The 24,512-nt window shown below is 44.3% G+C and carries 18 protein-coding genes; 8 read left to right on the top strand and 10 right to left on the bottom strand.

Annotated elements, in window-relative coordinates; all coding sequences use genetic code 11:
- Positions 1 to 50: 50 nt before the first annotated feature.
- From QEP08_RS00290 to surE, 6 genes are all read right to left on the bottom strand, one after another.
- Positions 51 to 3,260 carry a SusC/RagA family TonB-linked outer membrane protein gene (locus QEP08_RS00290; protein WP_285054408.1) on the bottom strand — a complete coding sequence of 1,070 codons (3,210 nt, stop codon included), beginning with the start codon at positions 3,258 to 3,260 and terminating at the stop codon, positions 51 to 53.
- Between the two features lie 421 nt (positions 3,261 to 3,681).
- On the bottom strand, positions 3,682 to 5,340 hold the full coding sequence (locus tag QEP08_RS00285; RefSeq protein ID WP_285054406.1) for a RagB/SusD family nutrient uptake outer membrane protein: 1,659 nt from the start codon (positions 5,338 to 5,340) through the stop codon (positions 3,682 to 3,684).
- A 10-nt stretch (positions 5,341 to 5,350) separates the two neighbouring features.
- Positions 5,351 to 8,419 (bottom strand): SusC/RagA family TonB-linked outer membrane protein, encoded by a 3,069-nt coding sequence (locus tag QEP08_RS00280; RefSeq protein ID WP_285054404.1) that lies wholly within the window; start codon positions 8,417 to 8,419, stop codon positions 5,351 to 5,353.
- A 457-nt stretch (positions 8,420 to 8,876) separates the two neighbouring features.
- Entirely contained in the window at positions 8,877 to 9,986 is a 1,110-nt protein-coding gene (gene lpxB, locus QEP08_RS00275) for a lipid-A-disaccharide synthase (RefSeq protein WP_285054402.1), read from the bottom strand.
- Positions 9,986 to 10,261: a stationary phase survival protein SurE gene (locus QEP08_RS00270; protein ID WP_285054399.1), complete on the bottom strand. Its 276-nt coding sequence runs from the start codon at positions 10,259 to 10,261 to the stop codon at positions 9,986 to 9,988. Before QEP08_RS00270 ends, lpxB begins: the two co-directional genes overlap by 1 nt.
- A 3-nt stretch (positions 10,262 to 10,264) precedes the next feature.
- Positions 10,265 to 11,107, bottom strand: a complete 843-nt coding sequence (surE, locus tag QEP08_RS00265; protein WP_285054397.1) for a 5'/3'-nucleotidase SurE — start codon at positions 11,105 to 11,107, stop codon at positions 10,265 to 10,267.
- 138 nt (positions 11,108 to 11,245) lie between these two features.
- Here surE and QEP08_RS00260 point away from each other — a divergent pair, with 138 nt between their 5' ends.
- Positions 11,246 to 14,176 (top strand): M16 family metallopeptidase, encoded by a 2,931-nt coding sequence (locus QEP08_RS00260; RefSeq protein ID WP_285054395.1) that lies wholly within the window; start codon positions 11,246 to 11,248, stop codon positions 14,174 to 14,176.
- A 50-nt stretch (positions 14,177 to 14,226) separates the two neighbouring features.
- Here QEP08_RS00260 and QEP08_RS00255 read toward each other — a convergent pair whose 3' ends face one another.
- From QEP08_RS00255 to acs, 3 genes are all read right to left on the bottom strand, one after another.
- Positions 14,227 to 14,598, bottom strand: coding sequence for an RNA recognition motif domain-containing protein (locus tag QEP08_RS00255; protein ID WP_285054394.1), 372 nt, complete (start codon positions 14,596 to 14,598; stop codon positions 14,227 to 14,229).
- Between the two features lie 71 nt (positions 14,599 to 14,669).
- Positions 14,670 to 14,855 carry a CsbD family protein gene (locus QEP08_RS00250; protein WP_285054393.1) on the bottom strand — a complete coding sequence of 62 codons (186 nt, stop codon included), beginning with the start codon at positions 14,853 to 14,855 and terminating at the stop codon, positions 14,670 to 14,672.
- A 66-nt stretch (positions 14,856 to 14,921) separates the two neighbouring features.
- The gene (acs, locus tag QEP08_RS00245; protein ID WP_285054391.1) at positions 14,922 to 16,814 is read right to left on the bottom strand and encodes an acetate--CoA ligase; all 1,893 of its coding nucleotides are present in this window, start codon (positions 16,812 to 16,814) and stop codon (positions 14,922 to 14,924) included.
- Between the two features lie 446 nt (positions 16,815 to 17,260).
- On the opposite strand from acs, the gene rpmB reads away from it, so the two are divergent.
- The 7 genes from rpmB (at position 17,261) to QEP08_RS00210 (ending at position 23,043) form a co-directional block, all read left to right on the top strand.
- Complete coding sequence (gene rpmB, locus QEP08_RS00240) at positions 17,261 to 17,494, top strand: 50S ribosomal protein L28 (RefSeq protein ID WP_285054390.1); 234 nt, start codon at positions 17,261 to 17,263, stop codon at positions 17,492 to 17,494.
- Between the two features lie 41 nt (positions 17,495 to 17,535).
- Positions 17,536 to 17,718 carry a 50S ribosomal protein L33 gene (gene rpmG, locus QEP08_RS00235; protein ID WP_008242799.1) on the top strand — a complete coding sequence of 61 codons (183 nt, stop codon included), beginning with the start codon at positions 17,536 to 17,538 and terminating at the stop codon, positions 17,716 to 17,718.
- Between the two features lie 40 nt (positions 17,719 to 17,758).
- Positions 17,759 to 17,920 (top strand): DUF4295 domain-containing protein, encoded by a 162-nt coding sequence (locus QEP08_RS00230; RefSeq protein WP_285054381.1) that lies wholly within the window; start codon positions 17,759 to 17,761, stop codon positions 17,918 to 17,920.
- Between the two features lie 73 nt (positions 17,921 to 17,993).
- Positions 17,994 to 18,959, top strand: coding sequence for a signal recognition particle-docking protein FtsY (ftsY, locus tag QEP08_RS00225; RefSeq protein ID WP_285054380.1), 966 nt, complete (start codon positions 17,994 to 17,996; stop codon positions 18,957 to 18,959).
- Positions 18,960 to 18,983: 24 nt separating this feature from the next.
- Positions 18,984 to 20,318 (top strand): 30S ribosomal protein S12 methylthiotransferase RimO, encoded by a 1,335-nt coding sequence (gene rimO / locus QEP08_RS00220; protein ID WP_285054378.1) that lies wholly within the window; start codon positions 18,984 to 18,986, stop codon positions 20,316 to 20,318.
- 46 nt (positions 20,319 to 20,364) lie between these two features.
- Positions 20,365 to 21,951 (top strand): bacillithiol biosynthesis cysteine-adding enzyme BshC, encoded by a 1,587-nt coding sequence (bshC, locus tag QEP08_RS00215; RefSeq protein WP_285054377.1) that lies wholly within the window; start codon positions 20,365 to 20,367, stop codon positions 21,949 to 21,951.
- A gap of 6 nt (positions 21,952 to 21,957) precedes the next feature.
- Positions 21,958 to 23,043, top strand: a complete 1,086-nt coding sequence (locus QEP08_RS00210) for an Ldh family oxidoreductase (protein ID WP_285054375.1) — start codon at positions 21,958 to 21,960, stop codon at positions 23,041 to 23,043.
- A gap of 42 nt (positions 23,044 to 23,085) precedes the next feature.
- Here the strand turns inward: QEP08_RS00210 and QEP08_RS00205 are convergent, their stop codons facing one another.
- Entirely contained in the window at positions 23,086 to 24,498 is a 1,413-nt protein-coding gene (locus QEP08_RS00205) for a hypothetical protein (protein ID WP_285054374.1), read from the bottom strand.
- Positions 24,499 to 24,512 lie beyond the last annotated feature (14 nt).

Raw genomic sequence — 24,512 nt, 5'->3', positions numbered from 1 at the left:
TATATCTTTTTTAAGTAGTGATCTCATAATTAAATAATAAATGAAATACATTATAGTCCTATGTTCAAGCCCAGCATAAAAATGGTTGGCCTTGGATAGCTGTGCCAGTTCATTCCCTGCGAGAACACATTGTTGGCGTCATTTGCGTATCCGCCGGTAGGCGTGGTTTCAGGATCTCCCTGAAGTTCCTTACTGGTGATCAGGAAAAGGTTTTGTGCAGAAACGTAAACCCTCAGTTTATTCAGGCGCATTTTTTGAACGGTCTCATTGCCGAAGGTGTAGCCAAGTAACAGGTTCCTGCCCCGTATAAATGAAGCGTCCTTGATCCAGTGCGTATCGACATTGGTCACATAACCAGCACGGGTATCACGGATCTCCGCAATCTGTGAATTCTGGTTTTGGGGCGTCCAGGCATCCAATACGGTCGCGTAACTGTTGGCCAGGGACTGACGATCTTCACTGGAGTGTGTCGTCATGTCCATTACGTCGGCACCGTAGGAATACTGAAGTTCAACGGTCAGGTCAACTTTTTTGTACCTGAACGTATTGGAGAATGCACCCCATGCATCAGGGCTGCCGTTTCCAATGATTGACCTGTCGGCATCGTTGATGGCATAGTCGCCATTCACATCCAGGTACTTGATGTCACCTGGGAGCATGGTAAGTCCATTTCTATAACTCACATATTTCGCGGCTTCTGCCCGCTCTGCCTCAGTCCAAACCCCTAAACGAGTAAGGCCCCAAAAAGAACCTGCAGCTTCTCCGACACGGATGATATTGGTTGGATTGGTAAAGTTAGGGCCGCCTATACCGAATATATCCGCAGGGGTTGCCAGGGAAAGCACTTTATTTTTATTCAACGATATGTTAAAAGCCGTTTTCCAGGTGAAATCTTCTGAATTGAAGTTCGTTGTATTCAGTTCAAGTTCTATACCTTTGTTTTCCATCGAACCAATGTTTTTGCGTATCCTTTCGTAACCACTGGTACGTGGCACAGGGGCATCCAGCAGCATATCGGTAGTTTTTCTGTAATAGGCATCGAGTTCTAAACTTATCCGTCCATCGAATAAGCCGAGCTCAACTCCAATGTCACTTTGCGTGGTCTTTTCCCAGCGAAGTTCGCGGTTAGCCAGCCTATTCAGACCTGTGCCGACAACCCGTGTATCATTGATAACTGCCGGATAATTGGTACCCAAAAGGGCGAGGGAAGAATATGCAGGTATTTCTGAGTTACCGGCAACTCCAATACTGGTCCGAAGTTTTAAATTGGAAATGGTATTGTTGTCTTTTAAGAAGTTCTCCTCAGAAACTCTCCAGGCCACGGCCGCTGAAGGAAAAAATGAATATTTATTGCTCTCACCAACTCTGGAAGTACCATCTGCACGGCCGGTAACTGTGAATAAATATTTGTCTTTAAGGTTATAGTTCAGCCTGCCAAAATAAGAATTGAGCTGTTGAAAATACCGGTTTGAACCTACCTGCGGATTTAGACTTCCCGCACTAAGGTTGTTATACAATAAATAATCCGTAGCGAAACCCCGTACTTCAGCACTGCTGTTGTTGAATCCGCTTTTCTGCCATGAGATTCCCAGTAATGCATTAATAGAGTGGTTTTCGTTGAATTTCTTATTGTAAGTCAGGAAGTTTTCGATCGACCAGAATGCCTCTTTCCTGGTGCGGACAGCTGCATAACCCTGATCAGATATATTTAATGTACGACTACTGTATTCATTGTTTTCCTGCGTAATAATATTTGCACCAATAATGGTCTTCATTTCAAGTCCTTCTGTGAAGGTGATGTTTGAATAGAGACTTCCCAGCGTAGTCTGTGTACCCAATAAAAACTTAGTATCGTTTAACCTGTGAACCACGTTAAAGCGCCCTTCTGCATTTGGATAGTCACGGTTATCAGCATAAAGTCCATTGTCGGGATACTTCACAGGTAAAAAAGGAAAATCTTCTACAATACTTCTTGCAACCTGGTCACTCTGGTCTACAAGGTTCTCATTCTGATTGGTATAGCTTAGCGTACCGCCGACCTTTAACCACTTTTTCATCTGGTCATCGATGGAAAACCTTCCTGAGTAACGTTTAAGAAATGAGGTTTTTACCAGTCCCTGATCATTTCGGTGTCCGATGGAAAAGGAATATACTGTGCGGTCGTTACCGCCACTGAAGCCCAGCTCATGATTTTGTGATAATTTGTTTTGAGTAGCTTCTTTCAGCCAGTCTGTATCATAATATGGATTGCCGTTAGCGTCAAATAACCTCGGGTCTTTTCTGGCAAGGGCCGGATTTCTGCCTGCATATTTGCCTGCAGCCCAGTTTACCGGATCGTACTTTTCCATGTTTTTGTACGCCAGGTCTTCTACAGCCAGGAATTCTTTGGCGTTGAGCACCTTAGGAAAGTTGGGGCCGACTGTAGGCACGCTGAAATCAACATTGTAGTCTATTCTGCTTTCTCCGGTCTTTCCGCGTTTGGTCGTGATCAGGATAACACCGTTTGCTCCCCTGGACCCATAAATAGCCGTGGAGGAGGCATCCTTTAATACCTCGACGGATACGATGTCATTAGGGTTGATATAATCAATGGCCTGACTAGCCTGCAATTGATTACCCATAGGCAACTGCACGCCGTCAACTACATACAAGGGATTGTTTGAGGAATTGATGGAACTAAAACCACGAACCCTGACATTGGCCCTGCCGCCAGGACGGCCTGAATTGGTGTTGACCTGTACACCGGAGATCCTGCCTGCCAGTGCCTGGTTTAATGATGACGCCGGACGTTCCTGTAGTTCCCCTTCTCTAACCGAGCCGACTGAACCGGTCAGATCTGATTTTCGCGATGTACCATAACCGATCACCACAACATCTGCAAGGTCTACACCCGCCGCAGGTACTAGTTTAATGTTCAGCGGCGCGGTACCTGGCCCCGCAGCCCGTGTCTGTGCCGCATAACCGATATAGGTAAATGTAAGCTGCTCTGTCGCACTTTCCACCTCGATGCTGAACTTACCTGCCGCGTTGGTCACCGCTGCCTTGCCTGTTTTGAGGGATTTGATCCCTACACCAGGGACCGGTTGTGAATTTTCATCAACAACTGTTCCCGTAATTAAGATTTTCTGTGCCTGAAAGAAGGAGGCACTGCCCATACTGGAGGTGACACGCATGTCAGAAGAAGCAGTAAAGGCCAGGGATTGCTTGCTGGTTAGACAGAGCATAGGAATCCCCGCAATGAGTAATTGTTTAATTGTCATTGGCTTTATATTTAGTTTGAGTTTTAGGAAATTCTGAATTTTGACGGGATGCAGGAATGCATCCGCCTGGTCAGTAACTGAACTTTATATAAAATCCCGTGAATCTTTTTAGGAAATTGTTCTTCTAGTTTTGGTTTTGCATGGCTTACTTAATTTGATTCGTTTGATATTCATTCTTTTCAAAATGTGGTGAATAAATTGTCGAAGACATACATAGAATAAACAATGGGACGATTATAATAAATATGTGTTCTTTAATTAGAAAAAACGTTTTACTACTCAATAATAATAATAATAAATTACCTGTCCTATGTTTTGCACAAAAGAATTTACTTAATCGTATTCGTAACTTTCTGCAAATTCTTAAAACAAAAAAAGGCGGCCACAAATGACCGCCTTTTTCCCATTGGGATTTGTGTATTTAGTTGTAACCTGGGTTTTGTGTCAGATTAGAGTTCAGGTTAAGTTGCTGTTGTGGGATCGGGAAAAGCACTTTTGTGGCAGAAGAAGGCTGGTGGTCCCACCAGGATGCTGTTGTAAACTTATTCCAGCGAATCAGGTCATCTCTCCTGAAGCCTTCAAATATAAATTCACGGCCGCGCTCAGCAAGTAACTCATCCATGGTCAAAGTTGCAATTGTATAAGCATTTGCCGCTTGATCAATAGTTGCAAACGCACGTTTCCTGCACGTGTTGATTAAATCTACGGCGTCCTGGGTTGCTGCACCTCCATTTTTACGCATCAACGCTTCAGCCTTGGCAAAATAAATCCAGGTCAGCCGATACACATTCCAGTCGGTATTGTTGTAGTTAACATTCGCAGGGGTGCCGTCAAACCCGACAACCTGATTGCCGAGTTTATATTTATTGAATCGTACACCGCTGTTCTCTTCTCCTTCACTCATGTTAGACACCGTTGAACCTGATTTATTTTTCCGGATGTTATCAACAAAGGTCAGCTGTTGACCATTGTATTCTTCTGATCCGGTGACCGGCTGATTGGTAGCGAAGTTGACCATTGGTCCTTCCAAAAGCCAACCGGATTTACGCAGGTCTTTTGCTCCATAGGTAGTATAAACTCCAGGTATCAGTACAATTCCATCGTTACCATTCCTTCCCCCTCCATATATTTCACGCTGCTTGAAATGATAAAACTCACCTGTCCAGGAAGGTTCAAACTGGGCCACTGTGTAATCATAGGCGATTGAAAAAATCACTTCCTTCGAAAGATCATTATTGGGCTTGAACTGGTCACCAATATTAGGATCCAACTGCATTGCACCATTTTGACCGCCTGCCTGACCTGAAATGAGCATATCTGCCGCAGCAATACAATCGTCCCAGCGGGCTGTACCTGTCCAGACTTCAGCATTCAGATACAATTCTACCAGCATGGCATATGCTCCAGCCTGACTCATTCTGCCCAGCATGCTGCGGGACAACTTAGGGGCCTTCTCAATATTTTCTTTGATTTCTTTTTCAATAAAGTTGAAAACTTCCTTTCTTTCAGTTGTAGATGGCCTGGCAGGCGCGCCTTCAGGATCATTTGGATCAGCAACTCTGGTGGCAATCGGTACGTTGCCCCAGAGATCCATTATCTTCAAATAGTGGAAAGCTCTGAAAAGTTTCAGCTCTGCAAGGTAAGACTGTCTTTCTTCTTCTGTAATGCCCATCCTGGTAAGATCAAGGGTGCCAATTTTCTCAATCGGATCATTACAATAACCAACACCTCCATACATCAGTATCCAGGCCTGGTTAAATCCGCCCTCGTCAACTGTCCATGTATGATAATGCAACCTTTTCCATTTACCGCCATCCTCACCATGGCGGCCTTTTGTTGGCCAGGCAAGCTGGTCGGCCGAAAGCTCTGCAGGCCTCCACCAATTGTCCTGTCCGGACGGGGTTACCCAGGCATTGGCATGTGTATACGGCCTCAATAAAGCAGATAATACTTCATCCTTATTATTGTAGAAGTTTTCTGAGGGAATAACATCATAGGCATTTTCATCCAGTTTAGTACATCCGTCGTTAAAAAGCAAGGCTCCTGCCATTGCTGTATATATCAAATATTTACTTTTCATTTCCAATTTTTTAAAACCCAACATTTACACCTAATAAAAACGAACGCGAGCTTGGATACGGCCCTCTTGTGTCAATACCCAGTACTTTTCCGTCTACTTCATTTCCGATACCGGTATCTAACACATAATCGGGATCATTCCCTGAATAGCCGGTAAACGTGACCAGGTTCTGGCCGGTTGCATACACCCTCAGATTGCGAAATCCTTTGGATTTGAATTTAAAATTATAACCAAGTGTGATCTCATCTATTTTCAGGAAACTTCCGTCTTCCAAGTAGTAATCTGAATACATATAAGTATCATTTATTTCCGCGTACTTGGTAAAAGTCTCTTTCAATAAGTTACCACTCCAGGTCTTATTGGCATAACTAAGCGCCGTAGTATTAAGAATATCGAAATCGAATTTACCTCTTACAAAGATTCTGAGGTCCCAGTTCTTGTAATTAAAGTTATTCGTCATCGACATGTAATACTTGGGAACAGCATTACCTATGGGAGCAAGATCAGTCGCATTTAAGTCAGTACGTGAGTTGTTGATCTGGTCGTTTCTAATGGCCTCCCCATTTCTATTGTAAAACAGCCATTTGCCATCCCCGGTAAAACCGGCAAACCGTTTGCCATAGAATACACCAATCTTTCCGCCCTCAAAAGTAGTAAATGCGTTTCCAAGATCACCCGCACCGCCGATACCCCCAGTAGTGATAAACGTACGTTTGTAAAGGGCATTAGAATAGCTTTCCAACTCATTTTTAGTCGTACTTGCAGTGACATCAAAATTCCAGTTGAACTCTTTTCCCTGAATCGCCTGGTAACCCAAAGCAAGCTCTATACCTTGTGAAGAAATTGTTCCAACGTTGGTAAATATACTTTCCCGGACATATGCTGGCTGAGGAGAATCATAAGTATCGAGCAAATCTTTAGTCGTTCTTTTGAAAACGTCCACAGAGCCGCTCAGCCTGTTATCGAACAAACGGTAGTCAATACCGATATTGAGCTCTCTTTTACTTTCCCAGCGCAGATCAGGATTGGAGTTTCTGTCGGGACCGTATGTTTGATAATAATTGCCATCGGGGAAAATATATTTACCACCGGTGCTTAGGGTCACCCTTGAAACATTGTTGATTAGCGGCGCATTTCCGGTAACACCATAACCCGCACGCAATTTCAGGTAATTCACAAATTTAACATCTTTCATGAATTCTTCCTCCGACAGATTCCATCCTGCAGATACAGCAGGGAAATTCGCCCAGCGGTTGTTTGCACCAAATTTCGAAGATCCTTCATGACGAAGGATGAATTGCAGCAGATACCGGTTATTAAAGGAATAATTTATCCTTCCGAAGAAAGCGATTAAAGTATTGTCAGACTTACTACTGCTCATTCCCGCCTTTCCCAGGCTCAGCGCAGCACCCGCGTTTAAATTGTCTTCATGGAACTGGTCATTCAGGAAGCCACGGTTCGATGCGGATGATGATTCTTCAATATCATAACGGTAGCTATATCCCGCAACTGCTGTCAGGTCATGCTTCTCCGCAATCTTTCTCTGAAAGGTCAAGGTTGGTTCAATTGCATATTTCTGAGAAAGAAAGTCTCCTTTATAAGCATAACCTCCGCCAGGAAAATCAGAGTTTTCCATCGAATCTTCACTTCCCTTGAATCTGTACTGACCATCAGTATAACTATCTCTTGTCACAGAACCAAACACTGAAGCCTTCAAACCAGGTATAATATCATAATCGATTTTAGCATCCGCCGATGAAATTTGTTGCTTGCGATGATTTGTCTCCATTTCCAGCCGTGCAAATTCATTAGTACTTGTCAGATCATACCTGAAGCTTCCGTCAGGATTATAATTAGATAAAGTCGGGTTCTTGGCCGATTCACTTTCCCAGCCGCCGCCGCCAAGCTGGTTGATTTTATTGATATTTGTCACCAGGTTGAGCTGTGCATTTAACTTGTTGTCAAGCCCCTTTTGATTAATGTTCAGACGGACAGTGTATTCTTCACGTCCGTTCTCCCTGCTTAGCCCCTGAAGGTTTCTATAGTTGATACTTCCCCTGTAAGTCGTTTGCTCCGTTCCTCCTGAAAGTGCCAGGTTATGATTCTGCGAAATGTTATCATGATTGATAAGCCCATCGAAGAAATCGGTATTGGAGCCAAAGTCATCCTGTTGAATATCTCCTGATACTACCCGCTGCCTGAACTCGTCAGCTGTAAGAAAGTCCGGCCGGTTCTGAAGATATTCCTTTCTTGCATAGGAAGAATAATCGAATGACGGTGCTCCGGGCTTACCTTTCTTCGTTGTAATAATAATTACCCCAGCGTTTGCACTTGTACCATAAATAGCAGCACCTGATCCATCTTTCAAAATATCTACTGATGCAATATCGTCTTGTTGCAACAGGTTAGGATTACCTCCTGGGATACCGTCAATTACATATAAAGGGGTCCCGCTTCCCTGAGTTGTTACAGCTCCCCGGAGCTGTACACTAACAGATGAATTTGGGTTGGAACCACCGGGACGCGACAATTGCAGTCCGGCGACCTTACCCTGGATCAGGTCAAGAGGGTTTCTTGCGCCGCTTTGCCTGAAATCTTCAGTACCAACATGGGCGACGGATGAGGTCACTTCTTTGGCAGCCAGATTACCATATCCCACTGCCACCACCTGTACATCTTTCAGAGTCGTTGCGCTAGGCTGCATCTTTATACTGAGGGGAACATTAGCGGCTCCTGCCGGCCGTGTAACAGAAGCATACCCCAAATAGGTAAAAGTCAGCACTTCTGCAGGCCCCGTCACGGCGATACCAAACTTTCCTGTTGCATCGGTTACAGCACCTTTACCGGAAGCCGATTTGATCCCTACGCCGGGGATCGGCTGTGAATTCTCGTCGACGACTATACCAGTTACAATACCACTTTTTTTGGTCGTATCTTTCTTTGTGGTATCCTGTTGCCACATCGAATGCTCCGTCAGGAGGCTTTTGCTTTCAGATGCCCGGATATTAGCGGCATTACCCCGAAAGCCGGCGGCAAAGAGAAAAAATATCCCGATACCTGTTAGTAATTTAATTTTCATAGACGTTGTTTTATAGTTAATAGTTCAAAGTATTCGTTTTAATCGGGGCACAACAAGGCATCATACAGGTGCAGCACCTGCATAAAAGCGTAAACCAGAAAGAGTGCTAAAAAGATGAAAACCTAATCAAAACAAGACCTTGGCAGATACCAAAATGGAAAAAGCAACTACTTGCCGGAGAAGGCTTGAGACCGAGAAATTCAGATGGATGATAAAGGTTTAACCTTTATATTTTTTAAAAGATCAGCAAGGCGAACTTATGTGCCTTGAAAACTTATTCAGATGGATTGGGTTGAGGGCGTTTACCGGAAATTCACAAAGAGTATCTTTCATAATATACAGGGTAGCTATATTTAAGTAAAACGTTTTATCACTGTCAAAAATAGAGTAAAATAACTTAAGACAAAATGTTTGGTCAAAAAAATTTATTGATTAACCTCTTAAACAACTTCCTATATTAATTGTTTTTGAAATATTGAATTATCAGTTTTGCGGTTCTTTTTGATGCTCCGGCAGCGCCCATTATGGAGGATAATTCCTTATAATTCAAAAGCATATCCTGTCGCCCGGGCCCTTCAAGAATGGCCTTCAATTCTGCAGTAATTTTTGTCTGGTTACAATCTTTCTGGATGAGTTCTGTAACAACTTTTTTATTCATGATCAGGTTGACCAGCGAAATGAATTTAATGTTAACCAGCATCCTGGCGATGGCGACAGATATCGCGCCGCCCCGGTAGACCACTACCTGCGGCACATGAAAGAGCGCCGTTTCCAACGTCGCTGTTCCTGATGCCACTATAGCAGCCGAAGCGACATGAAGCAGGTCATAGGTCTGATTAAAAACCTGGGTAACGTTAGCAGAACTGATGAACTGCTCGTAATACTTTTTGTCAAAACTTGGTGCGGCAGCCACTACAAAATGATGATCCGGAAAAGCCGGAGTCACGCTCAGCATGTCAGGCAACAGCCTTTCTATCTCCTGCCTGCGGCTGCCCGGCAATAGTGCGATCACAGGTTTGTGAGTCAAGTTATAAATATCCTTAAAAGCGGGATCTGGGGTAAACTGGTCTATGGCATCCAGTAAAGGATTCCCGACATAATCGACATCCATACCCCATTCCTTATAAAAATCAACTTCAAAAGGCAGGATACAAAACATGCGGTCCACTGTTTTTTTGATCTTCAATACACGTTTTTGGTTCCACGCCCATACTTTCGGAGAGATGTAATAAGCAGTATTGATCCCGTTCTGTTTAGCAAAATCAGCGATCTTGAGGTTAAAGCCCGGAAAGTCAATCAGAATCAACACGTCCGGCTGGTAGGCCAGCACATCAGCTTTACAGGCTTTCAGATTTTTTAGAATGGTGCGTAAGTTTAGCAGTACTTCCGTAAAACCCATAAACGCCATTTCAGAATAGTGCTTTTGCAGTGTCCCGCCCTCTGCCAGCATCCTGTCTCCTCCATAGTAGCGGAATTGCGCATCAGGGTCTTCCTGTTTCAATGCTTTCATCAGGTTGGCACCATGCAGGTCGCCTGAGGCCTCACCGGCAACTAAATAGTATTTCATTACCTGTTGATTTTATAAAAAAAGAAAACAAAAGCCCAGAGAAAAGTAGCGCTGATTATTCCCCTGCCAGTATTGTCCTTATCGTGTTTAAAAAAGTAATGCATCAGTAATGCATTAAGGGAGATACAACCGATCAGCAGCAGGTCGGCCTTTGCTAAAAAAGCATATTTATGCATCAGGTACCATACAGCACTGAGCAATATCCCAGGGAGCGTAATGCCGATCGCGAGTCCGGTCCATACCGAATTCCTTATGTTCCTCAGCTTGCTTTCCATTGGCTAACCAAGTGAAGGGCCGTCAGGTGCAAGGGTCTTATGTATTTTGTCCCCTGCTTTAGCAACAGGTGTATCAAAAGTCCAGGTGTTCAGCACTGGTATGGCATGATGCGCCGTAAGGTCAAACTGCACGGGGACGACCGATACAAAACCATGTTCCAATGCCCAGACATCTGTATCCTCACCTTTATCGTTATTCTGAAAAACACCCGTCAGCCAGTAATACGGACGTTCATAAGGATCTTTTCGTTCATCAAATTCTTCTGCCCATTTGGCATTGGCCTGTCTGCAGATTTTTATCCCTTTGAGATCAGCACCCTGAGGAAAATTTACATTGAGCAATGTTGCCGCCGGCAATCCATGTTCCAGCACCTGCTGGCAGATGGTTTTAATGTATTTTTTGCAATGGCTGAAATCAGCCTCCTGGGTATAATCGTCCAGTGAAAAACCAATCGAAGGAATCCCTTCTATAGCACCCTCTACCGCAGCAGACATGGTACCGGAGTAGATGACATTGATGGAATTGTTCAGCCCGTGGTTGATCCCGGAGACGCAAAGGTCAGGTTTTTTCCCTTTAAAGATCTTATTGACTGCCAGTTTCACACAGTCTACTGGTGTGCCCGAGCATTTGTACATCTCCACTCCGGGGTAAAGGTCAACCTTGTCAAAACGCAGTGGCTTTCCTATCGTAATGGCATGCCCCATGCCCGACTGCGGGCCATCTGGCGCTACCACCACCACATTTCCAAATTCCTGTACAGCCTCCAGCAGGTTTTTTATCCCCGGGGCTGTGATGCCATCATCATTTACTACTAAAATATTGGGTCTGGATTGTTGCTGTTTCATCGGAATTTCTGTGTAATGTGTCAAAATCACCTTTTTCGGGAGATTTTATAGTTAGAATGATTTATAACCGTAAAAGTACGAGAATTCGAAACAATGTTAACGAGTTTTTATCTAAGTTTGAAACATAACTTATCAAACATGAAACACAAACTGTTGCTGGCCTGCTTCCTCCTTATTGGTTCGGGTGTTATGGCTCAATCTGCTTATAAGTGGAAAACAGCCACATCCGGTGGATACACTTATAAATATGTGACCAACGACCCTACCAAATCCCGGTTCTATACTTTGAAAAATGGCCTGACGGTTATTTTATCACAAAACGCCAAAGAACCTACTATAGAATTCCGCATGGCGGTAAGGGCGGGCAGTAACACCGATCCCCGCAATGCAACCGGACTCGCACATTACCTGGAACATTTACTCTTTAAGGGAACCGATAAGTTCGGGACTATGGACTTTGCAAAAGAAAAACCCCTGCTGGATAAGATCGATTCGCTTTATGAGCGGTACAACAAAACTACCGATCCCGCTAAACGCAAGGAGATTTATGCGGAAATCGACAAGACTTCGGGACAGGCTTCTAATTTTTCGATTGCCAACGAGTATGATAAAATGATGAAAGCCATTGGCGGACAGTCTACCAATGCGCACACCTGGTATGAAGAAACTGTATACAATGAAGATTTTCCGGCCAATGCAACGGACAAATTCCTGGCATTGCAGGCGGAACGCTTCCGCAATCCTATATTCAGAATTTTTCATACGGAACTTGAGGCGGTATATGAAGAGAAGAACCGTGGGCTGGACAATGACAGCTGGAAATTGAATGAAAAGATGTTTGAACTCCTGTTTCCAACACACAACTACGGACAGCAGACTACCATCGGTAGCATTGAACACCTGAAAAACCCCTCACTGGTGGAGATCAGAAATTATTACAATAAATATTACGTACCCAATAATATGGCAGTAGTACTGGCCGGTGATTTCAATCCCGATGAAATGATCGGAAAAGTAGACCAGTCGTTTGCCTTTATGCAAGCAAAACCCGTCAGCCAGTACAAACCGGCTCCTGAAAAACCATTGACAAACATTCAAAAAGTGGATGTATATGGCCCGAGCGCCGAAAGCGTAGAACTCAACTATAGAGGCTATGCCCAGAATACCAGACAGACTATGATGCTGGACCTGATCTCCAGTATCCTTTCAAACGGCAAAGCAGGCTTACTGGACATCAACCTGAACAAACAGCAGAAAGTACTCCGTTCCGGGGCAAGCTATCAGCAGATGAAAGATTATGGCGTATTTAGCCTGACCGCTCAACCAAAGGAAGGACAATCTCTGGAACAGGCACAGCAACTCCTGCTGGACCAGATCGCTTTACTCAAAAGCGGGAACTGGGATGAGCGCCTTATCAAGGCCACTGTAGCCAACAGCAAACTGGGCCTGCTGCAGGCTTTCGACAACAACGGCTATCGTGTCGAGTCTGCTACTAATGAATTCATATTGAACAGGGGGGTAAACTGGGACAAATCCCTGAGCGGCCCTGATCAAATGGCCAAGATCAGCAAACAGCAGGTAACAGGTTTTGCCAAACAATTTTTTGGAGACAATTATGTGGCCGGCTTCAAACATAAAGGCGAAGACAAAAATACCCTGAAAGTAGAAAAACCGGCCATTACCCCGGTTAATACCAATGCCGGCGAAACCTCAGATTTCACAAAAAACCTCCTGGCAGCACCTGTAAAACCAATTGCACCTAAGTTTCTGGATTATAAAAAAGACCTGAACTTTGGCAAAGTGGGTATCGCCGATGTGATCGCTGTACAGAACAGGGACAACAGCATCTTCCGGATGTCCTACCGTTTTGATATGGGCGCATGGAACTATAAATTGCAGCCATATGCTGCCCAGTATCTGACTTTTCTGGCTACAGACAAATATACCGCAGAGCAGATCAGTAAAGAATTTTATAATATCGCCTGCAGTTACAGCTTTAATGTAGGCAATGAAGTGGCGACCATCAGCATCAGTGGCCTGCAGGAAAATTTTGACAAGGCAGTGAGCCTGGTAGAACACATCCTGGCCAATTGCAAACCCAATGAAACAGCATTGGCCGAGCTGAAAAGCCGCATCCTCAAATCAAGGGAAAACAACAAACTCAACAAAGGGGCTATTTTGAACGGCTTGATGAGTTACGCACAATACGGCCAGGACAATCCTTCAAACTATACACTGAGCAATGATGAGGTCAAAGCAATCACTTCGGAGCAGCTGCTCTATATCCTGCACAACATCAACAACTACAAACATACCATTACTTACTATGGCCCTCAGACTTTAAGTACTTTTACAACAAGTATTGCCAGGCTGCACAAACTGCCTGCTGAATTTACACCTATCGCACCAGCAAAGGAATTTACATACACCAATAACACCAGCAATCAGGTATACTTTGCTGATTATGACATGGTACAATCGGAAATCCGCTGGATCCGCAATGGTGGTGTGTACGACCCGACGCTGGCGGCTAAAGTAAACCTGTTTAACAGTTACTTTGGCGGAGGCATGGGCTCTATTGTATTTCAAACAATCAGAGAGTCCAAGGCGCTGGCTTACTCTACTTTTGCGGTCTATTCATCGCCTGACAAGAAAGAAAAAGAATATGCCATGATTGCCTATGTCGGCAGCCAGGCCGATAAGATGAACGATGCGGTAGCTGGCATGAACGAATTGCTAAATGACCTCCCCCGTGCGGACAAATCTTTTGAAGCATCGAAAGACAATGCCCTGAATGCAATAGAAACCAGCCGGATTTCCAAAGATGACATCATTGGAAGCTACTTTGCAAACCAGAAGCTGGGCATTGACCATGATTCGAGGATTGATGAATACAATGGCCTGAAATCCCTGACCTTTGACGACATCAACGCATTCCACAGGACTAATGTATCAGGCAAACCCTACAACTACTGCATCGTTGCTTCAGAGAAAAAAGTTAAACTGGAAGACATGCAGAAATTCGGAACAGTTCATAAACTGACTTTGGAACAGATATTCGGCTATTAAGGAATTGTTTTTTACTGATAAGGCCAGCCGGTACCGGCTGGCCTTATATTTTATAAACCAGATTTTACTCTGGGCCTTTTTGACTTACCCTGCACGGGTTGCCGGGCATTGCTTTTTGAAAGGCCTGAACTGTTTTTCTGTGCAGGTCTCTCCTGTGGTCGTTTTGAAAAGGGTTTATTGCGCTCCTCTGCTATTTTAACTTCCAGCTTTCTGGCGCCAACTTTTAGACCGTTCAGCGCCTCAATGGCCCTGCCTGCAGCAGCCATATCCTGAACTTCTATAAAGCCGTAGCCCAGGCTTTTGCCGGTTTGCTTATCAGTCACCACGGTAATGCTGCTGACCAAAGCATACAAACTAAACATTTCTATCAATCCTATTTCCTGCAAGTTGTCGGGAATCCCCGCGACAAACAATTTAACCATGAAAGTACCCTTTTAAAATTATTCCCTACCTTAAACACAAAGCTACGTTGTAATTTTAAAAAAGCCAAAGCTTACAAACTTTTTATCCAGTCAACCAGTTCATCCCTGGTCTTGCCGGTTCTTTGCTGCAACCTCCCGTACAATTCATCGTCCTTCCCTTCTTCATATTTCAAATCATCATCGGTCAGATCCGCATACGCCTGTTTCACCTTACCCTTGATCTCATTCCATTTTCCTTTCAATTCTAACTTATCCATGTTCCTTAATTTATGTTTTACAATCGGTTATGTAAACTAAAGAACAGCAGAAGCAAAGGAAAGTTTTTATTGTTTAGATTTTTCGATGATTTCTTCGACAACAGCAGGGTCAAGCAAAGTAGAAATGTCGCCCAGATTGGAAGTATCACCTTCGGCGATCTTCCTCAGGATCCTGCGCATAATCTTACCGGACCTGGTTTTAGGTAGTCCGGAAACAAATAATATTTTATCAGGTTTCGCTATTGCACCGATCACACGGGTTACCGTCTGCAGGATGTCTTTACGGGTCAGGTCTGCATCGCTGTGGGTATTTGGAAAAATAACGAAGGCATAGATTCCCTGTCCTTTTACATCATGCGGGAAACCCACGACCGCACTTTCTACAACTCCGGCATGCATATTTATCGCATTCTCCACTTCTGCAGTACCAATACGGTGGCCGGACACATTGATTACATCGTCGACCCTTCCGGTAATCCGGTAGTACCCGTCTTCATCTCTCAGACAGCCATCGCCCGTAAAATACAGATCTTTATAAGTAGAGAAGTAGGTGAGCTTGCAGCGTTCGTGGTCGCCATAAGTGGTACGCAGCATCCCTGGCCACGGAAATCTGATACACAGATTACCGCTTACGTCATTGCCTTCAATCAGGTTCCCTTGTTCATCAACCAGGATGGGCTGAATACCCGGTAAAGGCAGAGTTGCATAACTTGGTTTGGTCGGAGTTACAAACGCAATTGGTGAGATCATGATCCCTCCTGTTTCCGTCTGCCACCAGGTGTCAACTATCGGGCAGTTGCCCTTACCGATATTTTCATCAAACCAGTGCCAGGCCTCTTCATTGATCGGCTCACCAACAGAACCCAGTACCCTCAACGAGCTCAGGTCCGCACCTGCTACCGGCTCCAGACCAAAGCTCATGAGTGAGCGGATGGCGGTAGGTGCTGTATATAATATATTTACCTTGTGCTTATCTATTACCTGCCACAACCTGGATGCATCTGGAAAAGTAGGGATTCCTTCAAACATCAGCGTCGTAGCACCCTGTGATAGCGGCCCGTACACGATATAAGAATGACCCGTAATCCAGCCAATATCTGCCGTGCAGAAGAAAACTTCGCCAGGCTGATAATTGAATACATTGGAAAAAGTATAACCGGCATAGACCATGTAACCGCCAATAGTATGCACCACCCCTTTTGGCTTACCGGTAGAGCCCGAGGTATAGAGTATAAACAGCATATCCTCAGCATCCATCTCTACGGCCGGGCAATTGGTATCTACCAGTTTCACCTCATCTTCCCACCAGATGTCACGTCCTTTCAGCATAGACACTGGTGTCCTGGTATGGGTCAGAACGATCACTTTTTCGACTGTAGGGCATCCGATGAGCGCATCGTCAATCACTTCTTTCAATTGGATTTGCTTGTTGCCCCTAAAGGCCCCGTCGGCGGTAATGACCAGTTTGCATTCCGCGTCATTAATTCTGTCAGCAATAGATTTCGCAGAAAAACCGCCAAACACTACCGAATGTACTGCACCAATACGTGCACAGGCCAGCACCGCTATAGCCAGTTCCGGTACCATAGGCATATAGATACAGATTCTGTCACCTTTTTGTACCCCGTTCTTTTTCAGGACATTGGCAAAGCGGCAAACCTGCTCATGCAATATTTTATAACTTAAAGTGATGCTGTCTTTTTGCGGATCATTGGGCTCCCAAATAATGGCAGGCTTATCGCCATGCTCTGCCAGGTGACGGTCCAGGCAGTTTTCCGTGATGTTGAGCTTTGCGCCTTCAAACCACTTGATGTCAGGCTCTGAAAAATTCCAGGACAATACTTTATCCCATTTTTTACGCCAGAGGAAATTATCTGCTATGCCCGCCCAGAATTGTTCGGGCTGGTCTACGCTTAACTGATAGGTCGTTTTGTAATCTTCAAGTGTGGTAATTTGCATTGTTCAGGTTATATTCAGGTTAATCAGGTATGTTCCAGATTTTCCGGGTCTGAAAATCTGAAGCCCAAACTTAGCAAAATTGATTTTAAATTCAATCAATCCAATGTCTAATCATATACTTTGACCAGCCCTTTATTGCGGTCAGCCCCAATTGCAGTCCTGATCTTTTACCACCCTGAATAAGGGCAAGTCCTCACATGAAACACACCTGAGTCACACTTTCTTCACAAAAAGGTACCTGTTTGTGGCTTTGGTGTGAACAAGGTGTGAAGAATGTGTGAACCTGGATATTAGAATACAGCGCCTTCACCGGGTTCAGACCATAAGGTCTGCTTAATAAATTTAAAATATTTTATTCGCCTACTTGATGATTACAAATATTTTACAGATATTTGCACACTCTTAAAAAAATTAAGCGAAGAACAATTAACAATATATTATAAGGCATGTCTAGAGTTTGTGATTTAACCGGAAAAATGGCAATGACAGGTTTTAATGTTTCTCACTCAAACGTTAAAACTAAGCGTAAGTTTTATCCCAACTTACAACTTCAGAAATTTTATATTCCTGAGGAAGATCGTTGGATAACACTGAAAGTATCTACTTCAGCTATCAAAACCATCAATAAAATTGGTATTACAGAAGCAATCAACCGCTTCATGAAAAAAGGATATTTGTAGAAAACACTGGTTGATGTGAAATCAACCGTAATCATAAGAAAATGGCAAAAAAAGGTAACAGGGTACAAGTTATTCTAGAGTGTACAGAACATAAAACCAGTGGCATGCCTGGTATGTCTAGATATATCTCTACTAAAAACCGTAAAAATACTACTGAAAGATTAGAGTTGAAAAAATTCAACCCGGTTTTGAAGAAAGTAACTGTACATAAAGAAATTAAGTAATACGTTTAGTACTAACAACTAAACACAATCTATTTAGATCATGGCAAAAAAGGTAGTTGCAACCCTTAAAACGGGAAAAGGAAAAGAATATTCAAAGGTTATCACAATGACTAAATCACCAAAAACAGGTGCTTATTCTTTTAAAGAAGTTATTGTTCACAACGATCACGTTCAGGATGCTATTGTTGCATCTAAAAAATAATATTAATATTAGCTAATATTAAAGCCGTCCCTTTATACTGGGAGGGCTTTTTTTATTTTATTAAAACATTCATATGGGTTTATTCGATTTTTTTAAGAAAAAGGAGACTGCACCAGAAGCGCAGGATGCTCTCGATAAGGGATTAGAGAAAACTAAAGAAGGTTTTTTAAGCAAGATCACCAAAGCCGTAGCCGGTAAATCCACTGTTGATGATGATGTGCTGGACAACCTGGAAGAGGTTTTGGTAACCTCTGATGTGGGTGTAAGCACGACTTTAAAAATCATAGCGCGCATTCAGGACCGGGTTGCTAAAGATAAATATCTTTCTACCTCAGAGCTCAATGGCATGTTGCGGGATGAGATCCAGTTGCTCCTTGCTGAAAACAACAGCAATGATTTCAGGAATTTTGAATACGGCGGCGACCACAAGCCCTACGTGATTATGGTTGTCGGTGTAAACGGGGTGGGTAAGACTACGACCATTGGCAAACTGGCACATAAACTCAAAGCGGAAAATCTAAAGGTGGTTTTAGGAGCTGCAGATACGTTCAGGGCGGCGGCAGTGGATCAGATCAAACTTTGGGGCGAGCGTGTAGGTGTCCGTGTTGTGGCACAGGCTATGGGTTCAGATCCTGCTTCAGTAGCTTATGATACCCTGCAATCTGCGGTAGCAAACGGTGAAGATGTAGCAATTATTGATACTGCCGGCCGTTTGCACAATAAAGTCGGGTTAATGAACGAGCTTGGTAAGATAAAGAATGTCATGCAAAAAATTGTTCCGGGGGCACCACATGAAATCCTGCTGGTACTGGACGGCTCCACCGGTCAAAATGCTTTTGAGCAGTGTAAACAATTTACAGAAGCGACAGACGTAAATGCACTGGCCATTACTAAACTCGATGGTACAGCCAAGGGCGGCGTGGTGATCGGCATTTCTGATCAGTTTAAAATCCCCGTAAAATATATTGGGGTTGGCGAAGGCGTAAATGACCTTCAGTTATTTGATAAAAAAGCTTTTGTTGACAGCTTGTTTAAATAGGCAAAAGCATTCCAGGTAGAATACATGAATACAAAAAACATATCCAGGGTTGCACCCGTAAAGAAACCTAAAATCAATGTGATCACATTGGGCTGCTCAAAAAACACGTATGACTCAGAGGTGTTAATGGGTCAATTGCGCGGCAACAGCCTGGATGTAACTCATGAATCCAATCAGATGGGCAAGGATGACATTGTGGTCATCAATACCTGCGGATTTATTGACAATGCCAAACAGGAGTCTATTGATACTATATTGCAATACAGCCAGCTGAAGGATGAGGGCAAAGTAGGAAAAGTAATCGTAACCGGATGTTTATCTGAGCGCTACAAGCCTGAGCTGGAAGCGGAGATTACCAACGTAGATGCTTACTTTGGTACCAATGACCTAAACAATTTATTGCATTCTCTGGGTGCGAATTATAAACATGAGCTGATCGGTGAGCGGTTGCTGACCACTCCTTCTCATTTCGCTTATTTTAAAATTGCCGAAGGCTGCAACCGGCCTTGTTCTTTTTGTGCCATTCCTTTAATGCGCGGCAAACATGTATCCAGAGACATGAACGAGCTGGTAAATGAGGCTAAAATTCTGGCGGCCAATGGCACGAAGGAACTGATCCTGATCGCGCAGGATCTGACCTATTATGGCCTGGACATCTATGGCAAACGCAACCTGGACGAATTGCTGCGGAGAATTTCCGATGTGAACGGCATAGAATGGATCAGGCTGCAATACGCCTACCCTTCCGGCTTCCCGATGGAAATCCTGGACGCCATGAATGAGCGTGAGAACATTTGCAAATACCTGGATATGCCATTACAGCACATCACAGATAATATGCTGAAATCTATGCGCCGGGGCATTACCAAACAAAAAACAATTGATATCGTCAACCAGATCAGGGACAAAGTACCCAATATCGCTATGCGTACCACATTGATTTGCGGTTATCCCGGCGAAACTGAACAGGATTTTGAAGAAATGCTGAACTGGGTGGAAGAGACCCGTTTTGACAGATTGGGTTGTTTTACCTATTCTCATGAAGAAAAAACACACGCCCACAGTCTCATTGACGATGTTCCTGAAGAAGTAAAACAGGAACGTGTAGATGCCATCATGGAACTGCAGCAAGGCATTTCATTTGAGATCAACCAGGAAAAAATTGGCAATACTTATAAAGTTCTGGTAGACAGAAAAGAAGGTGGCTTCTTTATCGGCCGTACAGAATTTGATTCGCCGGAAGTGGACAATGAGGTGTTGATAGATGCAACCACTGGTTATGCGGCGATCGGCAGCTTTGTGCAGGTAAAGATTGACCGGGCAGAAGATTTTGACCTGTATGGACAGATTGTAAAATAAAGGCTTGAAACTATGAGTTATAGTTTATTAACTTAAATTCGTGGCAATGCAAGCTAAATACATCTCCTACAAGGAAACCAGCGCTTTCTCTTCGATAGTACTGGATTATATCGATGGTAAATCATCATTGCGCCCTTTTTATCAGTATTCCCCGGATCAACAGGGCTTCGCTGAAGCTATAGAAAAACGGAATTTTACAGGAGACCGTTCTGTTCTGGCCGACACCCTTAACAAACAGTATTCAGGAGTTGAAACCTCTGATTTGGTCCGGAAAAACATAGCTTTACTATCCGGCAAACAAACCTTTACCATCACCACAGGGCATCAGCTCAATATATTTACCGGTCCGCTTTATTTTATCTACAAAATCGTTACGGCCATCAACCTGGCGAAAGAGCTTGAAGCAAAATTTCCCGGCTATAATTTTGTACCGGTCTACTGGATGGCCACCGAAGATCATGATTTTGAAGAAATCAATCATGTAAAGATCGAAGACAGAATGCTGACCTGGAACAAACAGGCAGCAGGCGCCACAGGACAGCTGAGTACCAAAGACATTGAAGAAGTACTGGTAGCTTATAAAGGCTATCTGGGGATCAGTGAGAACGGACTGAAGCTGGCGGACATGGCAGATCTGGCTTATTCCGGTCAGCATAAGCTGAGCGATGCGACAAGAATACTCGTAGATGCACTGTTCGGAAAGTATGGGCTGGTGTGTGTGAATGCGGATGACCCGGCACTGAAACAGCAGTTTTCGGAGATTATTTTTAAAGACATTACAGAACAAAGCAGTTTTCAGCGGATTTCTGAAAGTAATAAGTCCATCGAAGACCTGGGGTATAAACCGCAAGTCAACCCAAGGGAGATCAACTTCTTTTACATGATCGATGGCCTGCGGGAACGAATCATACAAGAGAACGGCATTTATAAAGTAATGAATACTGATATTGGTTTCAATACTGAGGAACTGCAGGAGGAGATCGATACTTATCCCGAAAGATTTAGTCCGAATGTGGTGATGAGGCCGGTTTACCAGGAGGTGATCCTGCCCAACCTGGCCTATATAGGCGGCGGTGCCGAGACCACGTACTGGCTGCAGCTAAAAGCTGGTTTCGATCATTACGGTGTAGATTTCCCTGTTTTGATACTAAGAAATTCTGCGTTGATCATTGACAAAAGGACTGAAACCAGAATGCACATTTTAGGCATCAGTCACAAAGATATATTTAAGGATACCAATACCCTTAAGAACGAATGGGTCAAAGCCCATGTGCCGCTCCGGTTCGCATTGGAGGATGAGCAGCGTGCCATCAGCTTCATATTTGAGCAGATCAAACTGACGGCCTACAAGATTGACAAGACCCTTTCTGAATCGGCAGATGCAGCTAAGACCAGGACTTTTAAACTGATTGCGACGCTGGAAAAGAAATTACTGAGGGCTGAAAAACGAAAGCATGCAACTTCACTTGCCCAGATCGACAGCCTGAAGGACAGATTGTTCCCTTCAGGAGTTTTACAGGAGCGGGTTCTGAATATTGCTCCGATGTATGTACTTTATGGTCCTGACTTTATTGAAGCACTGATCAGCAGTTTTAAGCCGCTGGATCATGAATTTACAGTCCTATTTGCCTAAGAAATAATGACCTTTTATACTTTTACCGAAAAAAACCTGCGCCAGTTTACTGAGCATGTATTCCTGAAAATGGGATGCCCCGAAAAAGATGCGATACTGGCTGCTGATGTACTGTTGAAATCTGACTTAAGGGGTGTCGACTCGCATGGTGTAGCCCGCCTGAGCGGATATGTCCGTCTTTGGGAAAAACAGCGCATTAATGCGACACCCAATGTAAGGGTAGTGTATGAAACCGCAACCACGGCCACAGTGGACGGAGATGCAGGTCTGGGACTCGTGGCAGCCCCTTTTGCCATGCAGATCGCCATTGAAAAAGCGAAGGCCTATGGCAGCGGCTGGGTATCTGTCAAAAACTCCAATCACTTTGGAATAGCTGGATATCATGCTTTAATGGCCGTGGAACAAGATATGATCGGCATCAGCATGACCAATGCGAGCCCCCTGGTTGCTCCCACTTACTCCAGTGAGCGTTTGCTGGGTACCAACCCGATGTGCTATGCTTTTCCTGCCGGAAAATACCCTCCGGTAGTGGTAGACATGGCGACTGCGGCGGCTGCAAACGGCAAACTGGAAATTGCGCAGCGTTCGGGTTTATCCATTCCGGAAGGCTGGGCACAGGATGCATCTGGGAATCCTTCAACAGATCCCCATCAGTTGAAACAAGGTGGTTCTTTATTGCCCCTTGGCAGCGACAAAGACCATGGCAGCCATAAGGGCTATGGTTTGAGTGCCACTGTAGATATTTTGTCGGCTGTGCTTTCAGGTGCAAACTATGGGCCCTGGGTACCTCCCTTTGTAGCTTTCCTGGAACCATCCGCAAACCCTGTCGGGGCAGGCATAGGACACTTTTTTGGCGCCATGCGTGTCGATGGGTTCCGTCCGGCGCAAGAGTTCAAAGATCATCTGGACAATTGGATAGCACGATTTAAATCTGCCAGACCGGTGGATGAGGCGCATAAAGTAATTATTCCGGGTGAGCCTGAGTATGACTTCGAAAAAGAACGCAGGATCAACGGCATCCCTATCATTGATGCTGTGGTTAATGACCTGAATGACCTGGCTGATAAACTTGGTATAGAAAAGCCCCGGTGAGGATCTCGACCAGGGCCTTCTGCTTGATACTATAGCGCCAAACTATAAGATGTAGTGAAACGAGAACCACTCGTCTTTGTCTGTGTTGTAATCTACCCCAAACCAGATTCCCTTACTTTCTACTTTTCCGGGAAATGCCTTGACCACTTTAAACGTATGTTTGGCCGGAGTCATCCAGCTTCCCGGATTCTGTATCAGCAATTCCCCGTTTAAGGTAACCTCATTGGTGGCTTCATTGATCGTGAAGGTTCCTGTGGTCACAACTCCGCTCTGGCTACGGGTATATTTTTGCCCCCCGATGCGGTTAAATAAAATCCAGGAATCGGCTGCGACAAGGTCCCAGGAATTGTTCCAGCCCCAGTCCCTGGAATCAGCATGGGTCTTCGTCCAGCCCTTACCTTTTGCAATCCAGTCGATCGGATTGCCTGCGGCATCTAATTTCCATAATCTGCCAGAAGTGGCACCTGTAAGCATCGCCAGCAGTTCCCCTGCTTTAAATGTCGGATCAAAACCTTCGTCAGGTCCCGTTACCGGTGGTACATAATTTTCAGAGAACTCTTTAGAAATGAAATTGTATACCAGCATACACTTCCCTTCACCGTCGACATCCTTATCCCGGATCACACCGAGCTGCAGGGTATTTTCATCCAGTGAGATGATCTTGTAATTGGTCCAGTCGCTTATACCAGTAATCCCATTTTTTGCGGGCTTATAACCTCTTAAAATTGATGCGTTGTTTATAGTGAGCATTTTTGTACCGACATTCAGGTAGTAGGTGCCGTTTTGTACAACACCGTTTTCCATCGTCTTAACCGCTTTAAAAGAAGCCGTTCCCTTTAGCCCAAAAGTCATACTCCCATATTCTCCGCTGGTCATCATGTTTGGATAGATATCGGCTATTCCTGGACCCCAGTTCCAGCAGTCCCCGCCATAACATCCCGTAGCAAAAGCACCATCAGCCCATGGACCACCTGCCTTAAGCCAGCCAATATTGACTCCGTAAAAAGCAAGAGGCCCGGAAAAATAAATACCCTTAGTATCCAGCAGCCATTCTTTTTCCTGACCCACCCCGCCTGAAACTGCTGTCCATAGCGGATCATTGACGTAGTTGAGGTTGTCTTTAGTGACTTTAACCACAACCGAGTCCAGTTTTACAACTTCTCCTCCTGTTGCTACAGAGAACCTGATGACATAGTCTCCGGCAAAAGCATATTTTACAGTATCCTGCATGCGGTTGGACGTCCCTGTCCCATAATCCCACATGGATAAGGTGCCTGGTGTAGCATTTTTCAGGATCACGGTATTACCGCCCGGATCCGCTGTGAGATCCTGGGTGACCGAGTACTGAATCTCGGATTTATCTAACACCTTTCCTATATTGTGTCCGTCTTTTTTACAGGCGCTGAACATTACAGGAAGCATTAACATTGCCAGTATTTTTTGATATAGTTTCATTTTTGTAATGATTT

The organism is Pedobacter ginsengisoli, from assembly GCF_030244015.1.
GTDB lineage: Bacteria > Bacteroidota > Bacteroidia > Sphingobacteriales > Sphingobacteriaceae > Pedobacter > Pedobacter ginsengisoli.
The sequence above is the reverse complement of the archived record's forward strand: the minus strand, read 5'-3'. Positions and strand labels throughout refer to the sequence as shown.

Excerpts from the sequence above, each read along its gene's own strand:
- QEP08_RS00290 (WP_285054408.1), bottom strand. The coding sequence starts at position 3,260 with ATGACAATTAAACAATTACTCATTGCGGGGATTCCTATGCTCTGTCTA.
- QEP08_RS00285 (WP_285054406.1), bottom strand. The coding sequence starts at position 5,340 with ATGAAAAGTAAATATTTGATATATACAGCAATGGCAGGAGCCTTGCTT.
- QEP08_RS00280 (WP_285054404.1), bottom strand. The coding sequence starts at position 8,419 with ATGAAAATTAAATTACTAACAGGTATCGGGATATTTTTTCTCTTTGCC.
- lpxB (WP_285054402.1), bottom strand. The coding sequence starts at position 9,986 with ATGAAATACTATTTAGTTGCCGGTGAGGCCTCAGGCGACCTGCATGGT.
- QEP08_RS00270 (WP_285054399.1), bottom strand. The coding sequence starts at position 10,261 with ATGGAAAGCAAGCTGAGGAACATAAGGAATTCGGTATGGACCGGACTC.
- surE (WP_285054397.1), bottom strand. The coding sequence starts at position 11,107 with ATGAAACAGCAACAATCCAGACCCAATATTTTAGTAGTAAATGATGAT.
- QEP08_RS00260 (WP_285054395.1), top strand. The coding sequence starts at position 11,246 with ATGAAACACAAACTGTTGCTGGCCTGCTTCCTCCTTATTGGTTCGGGT.
- QEP08_RS00255 (WP_285054394.1), bottom strand. The coding sequence starts at position 14,598 with ATGGTTAAATTGTTTGTCGCGGGGATTCCCGACAACTTGCAGGAAATA.
- QEP08_RS00250 (WP_285054393.1), bottom strand. The coding sequence starts at position 14,855 with ATGGATAAGTTAGAATTGAAAGGAAAATGGAATGAGATCAAGGGTAAG.
- acs (WP_285054391.1), bottom strand. The coding sequence starts at position 16,814 with ATGCAAATTACCACACTTGAAGATTACAAAACGACCTATCAGTTAAGC.
- rpmB (WP_285054390.1), top strand. The coding sequence starts at position 17,261 with ATGTCTAGAGTTTGTGATTTAACCGGAAAAATGGCAATGACAGGTTTT.
- rpmG (WP_008242799.1), top strand. The coding sequence starts at position 17,536 with ATGGCAAAAAAAGGTAACAGGGTACAAGTTATTCTAGAGTGTACAGAA.
- QEP08_RS00230 (WP_285054381.1), top strand. The coding sequence starts at position 17,759 with ATGGCAAAAAAGGTAGTTGCAACCCTTAAAACGGGAAAAGGAAAAGAA.
- ftsY (WP_285054380.1), top strand. The coding sequence starts at position 17,994 with ATGGGTTTATTCGATTTTTTTAAGAAAAAGGAGACTGCACCAGAAGCG.
- rimO (WP_285054378.1), top strand. The coding sequence starts at position 18,984 with ATGAATACAAAAAACATATCCAGGGTTGCACCCGTAAAGAAACCTAAA.
- bshC (WP_285054377.1), top strand. The coding sequence starts at position 20,365 with ATGCAAGCTAAATACATCTCCTACAAGGAAACCAGCGCTTTCTCTTCG.
- QEP08_RS00210 (WP_285054375.1), top strand. The coding sequence starts at position 21,958 with ATGACCTTTTATACTTTTACCGAAAAAAACCTGCGCCAGTTTACTGAG.
- QEP08_RS00205 (WP_285054374.1), bottom strand. The coding sequence starts at position 24,498 with ATGAAACTATATCAAAAAATACTGGCAATGTTAATGCTTCCTGTAATG.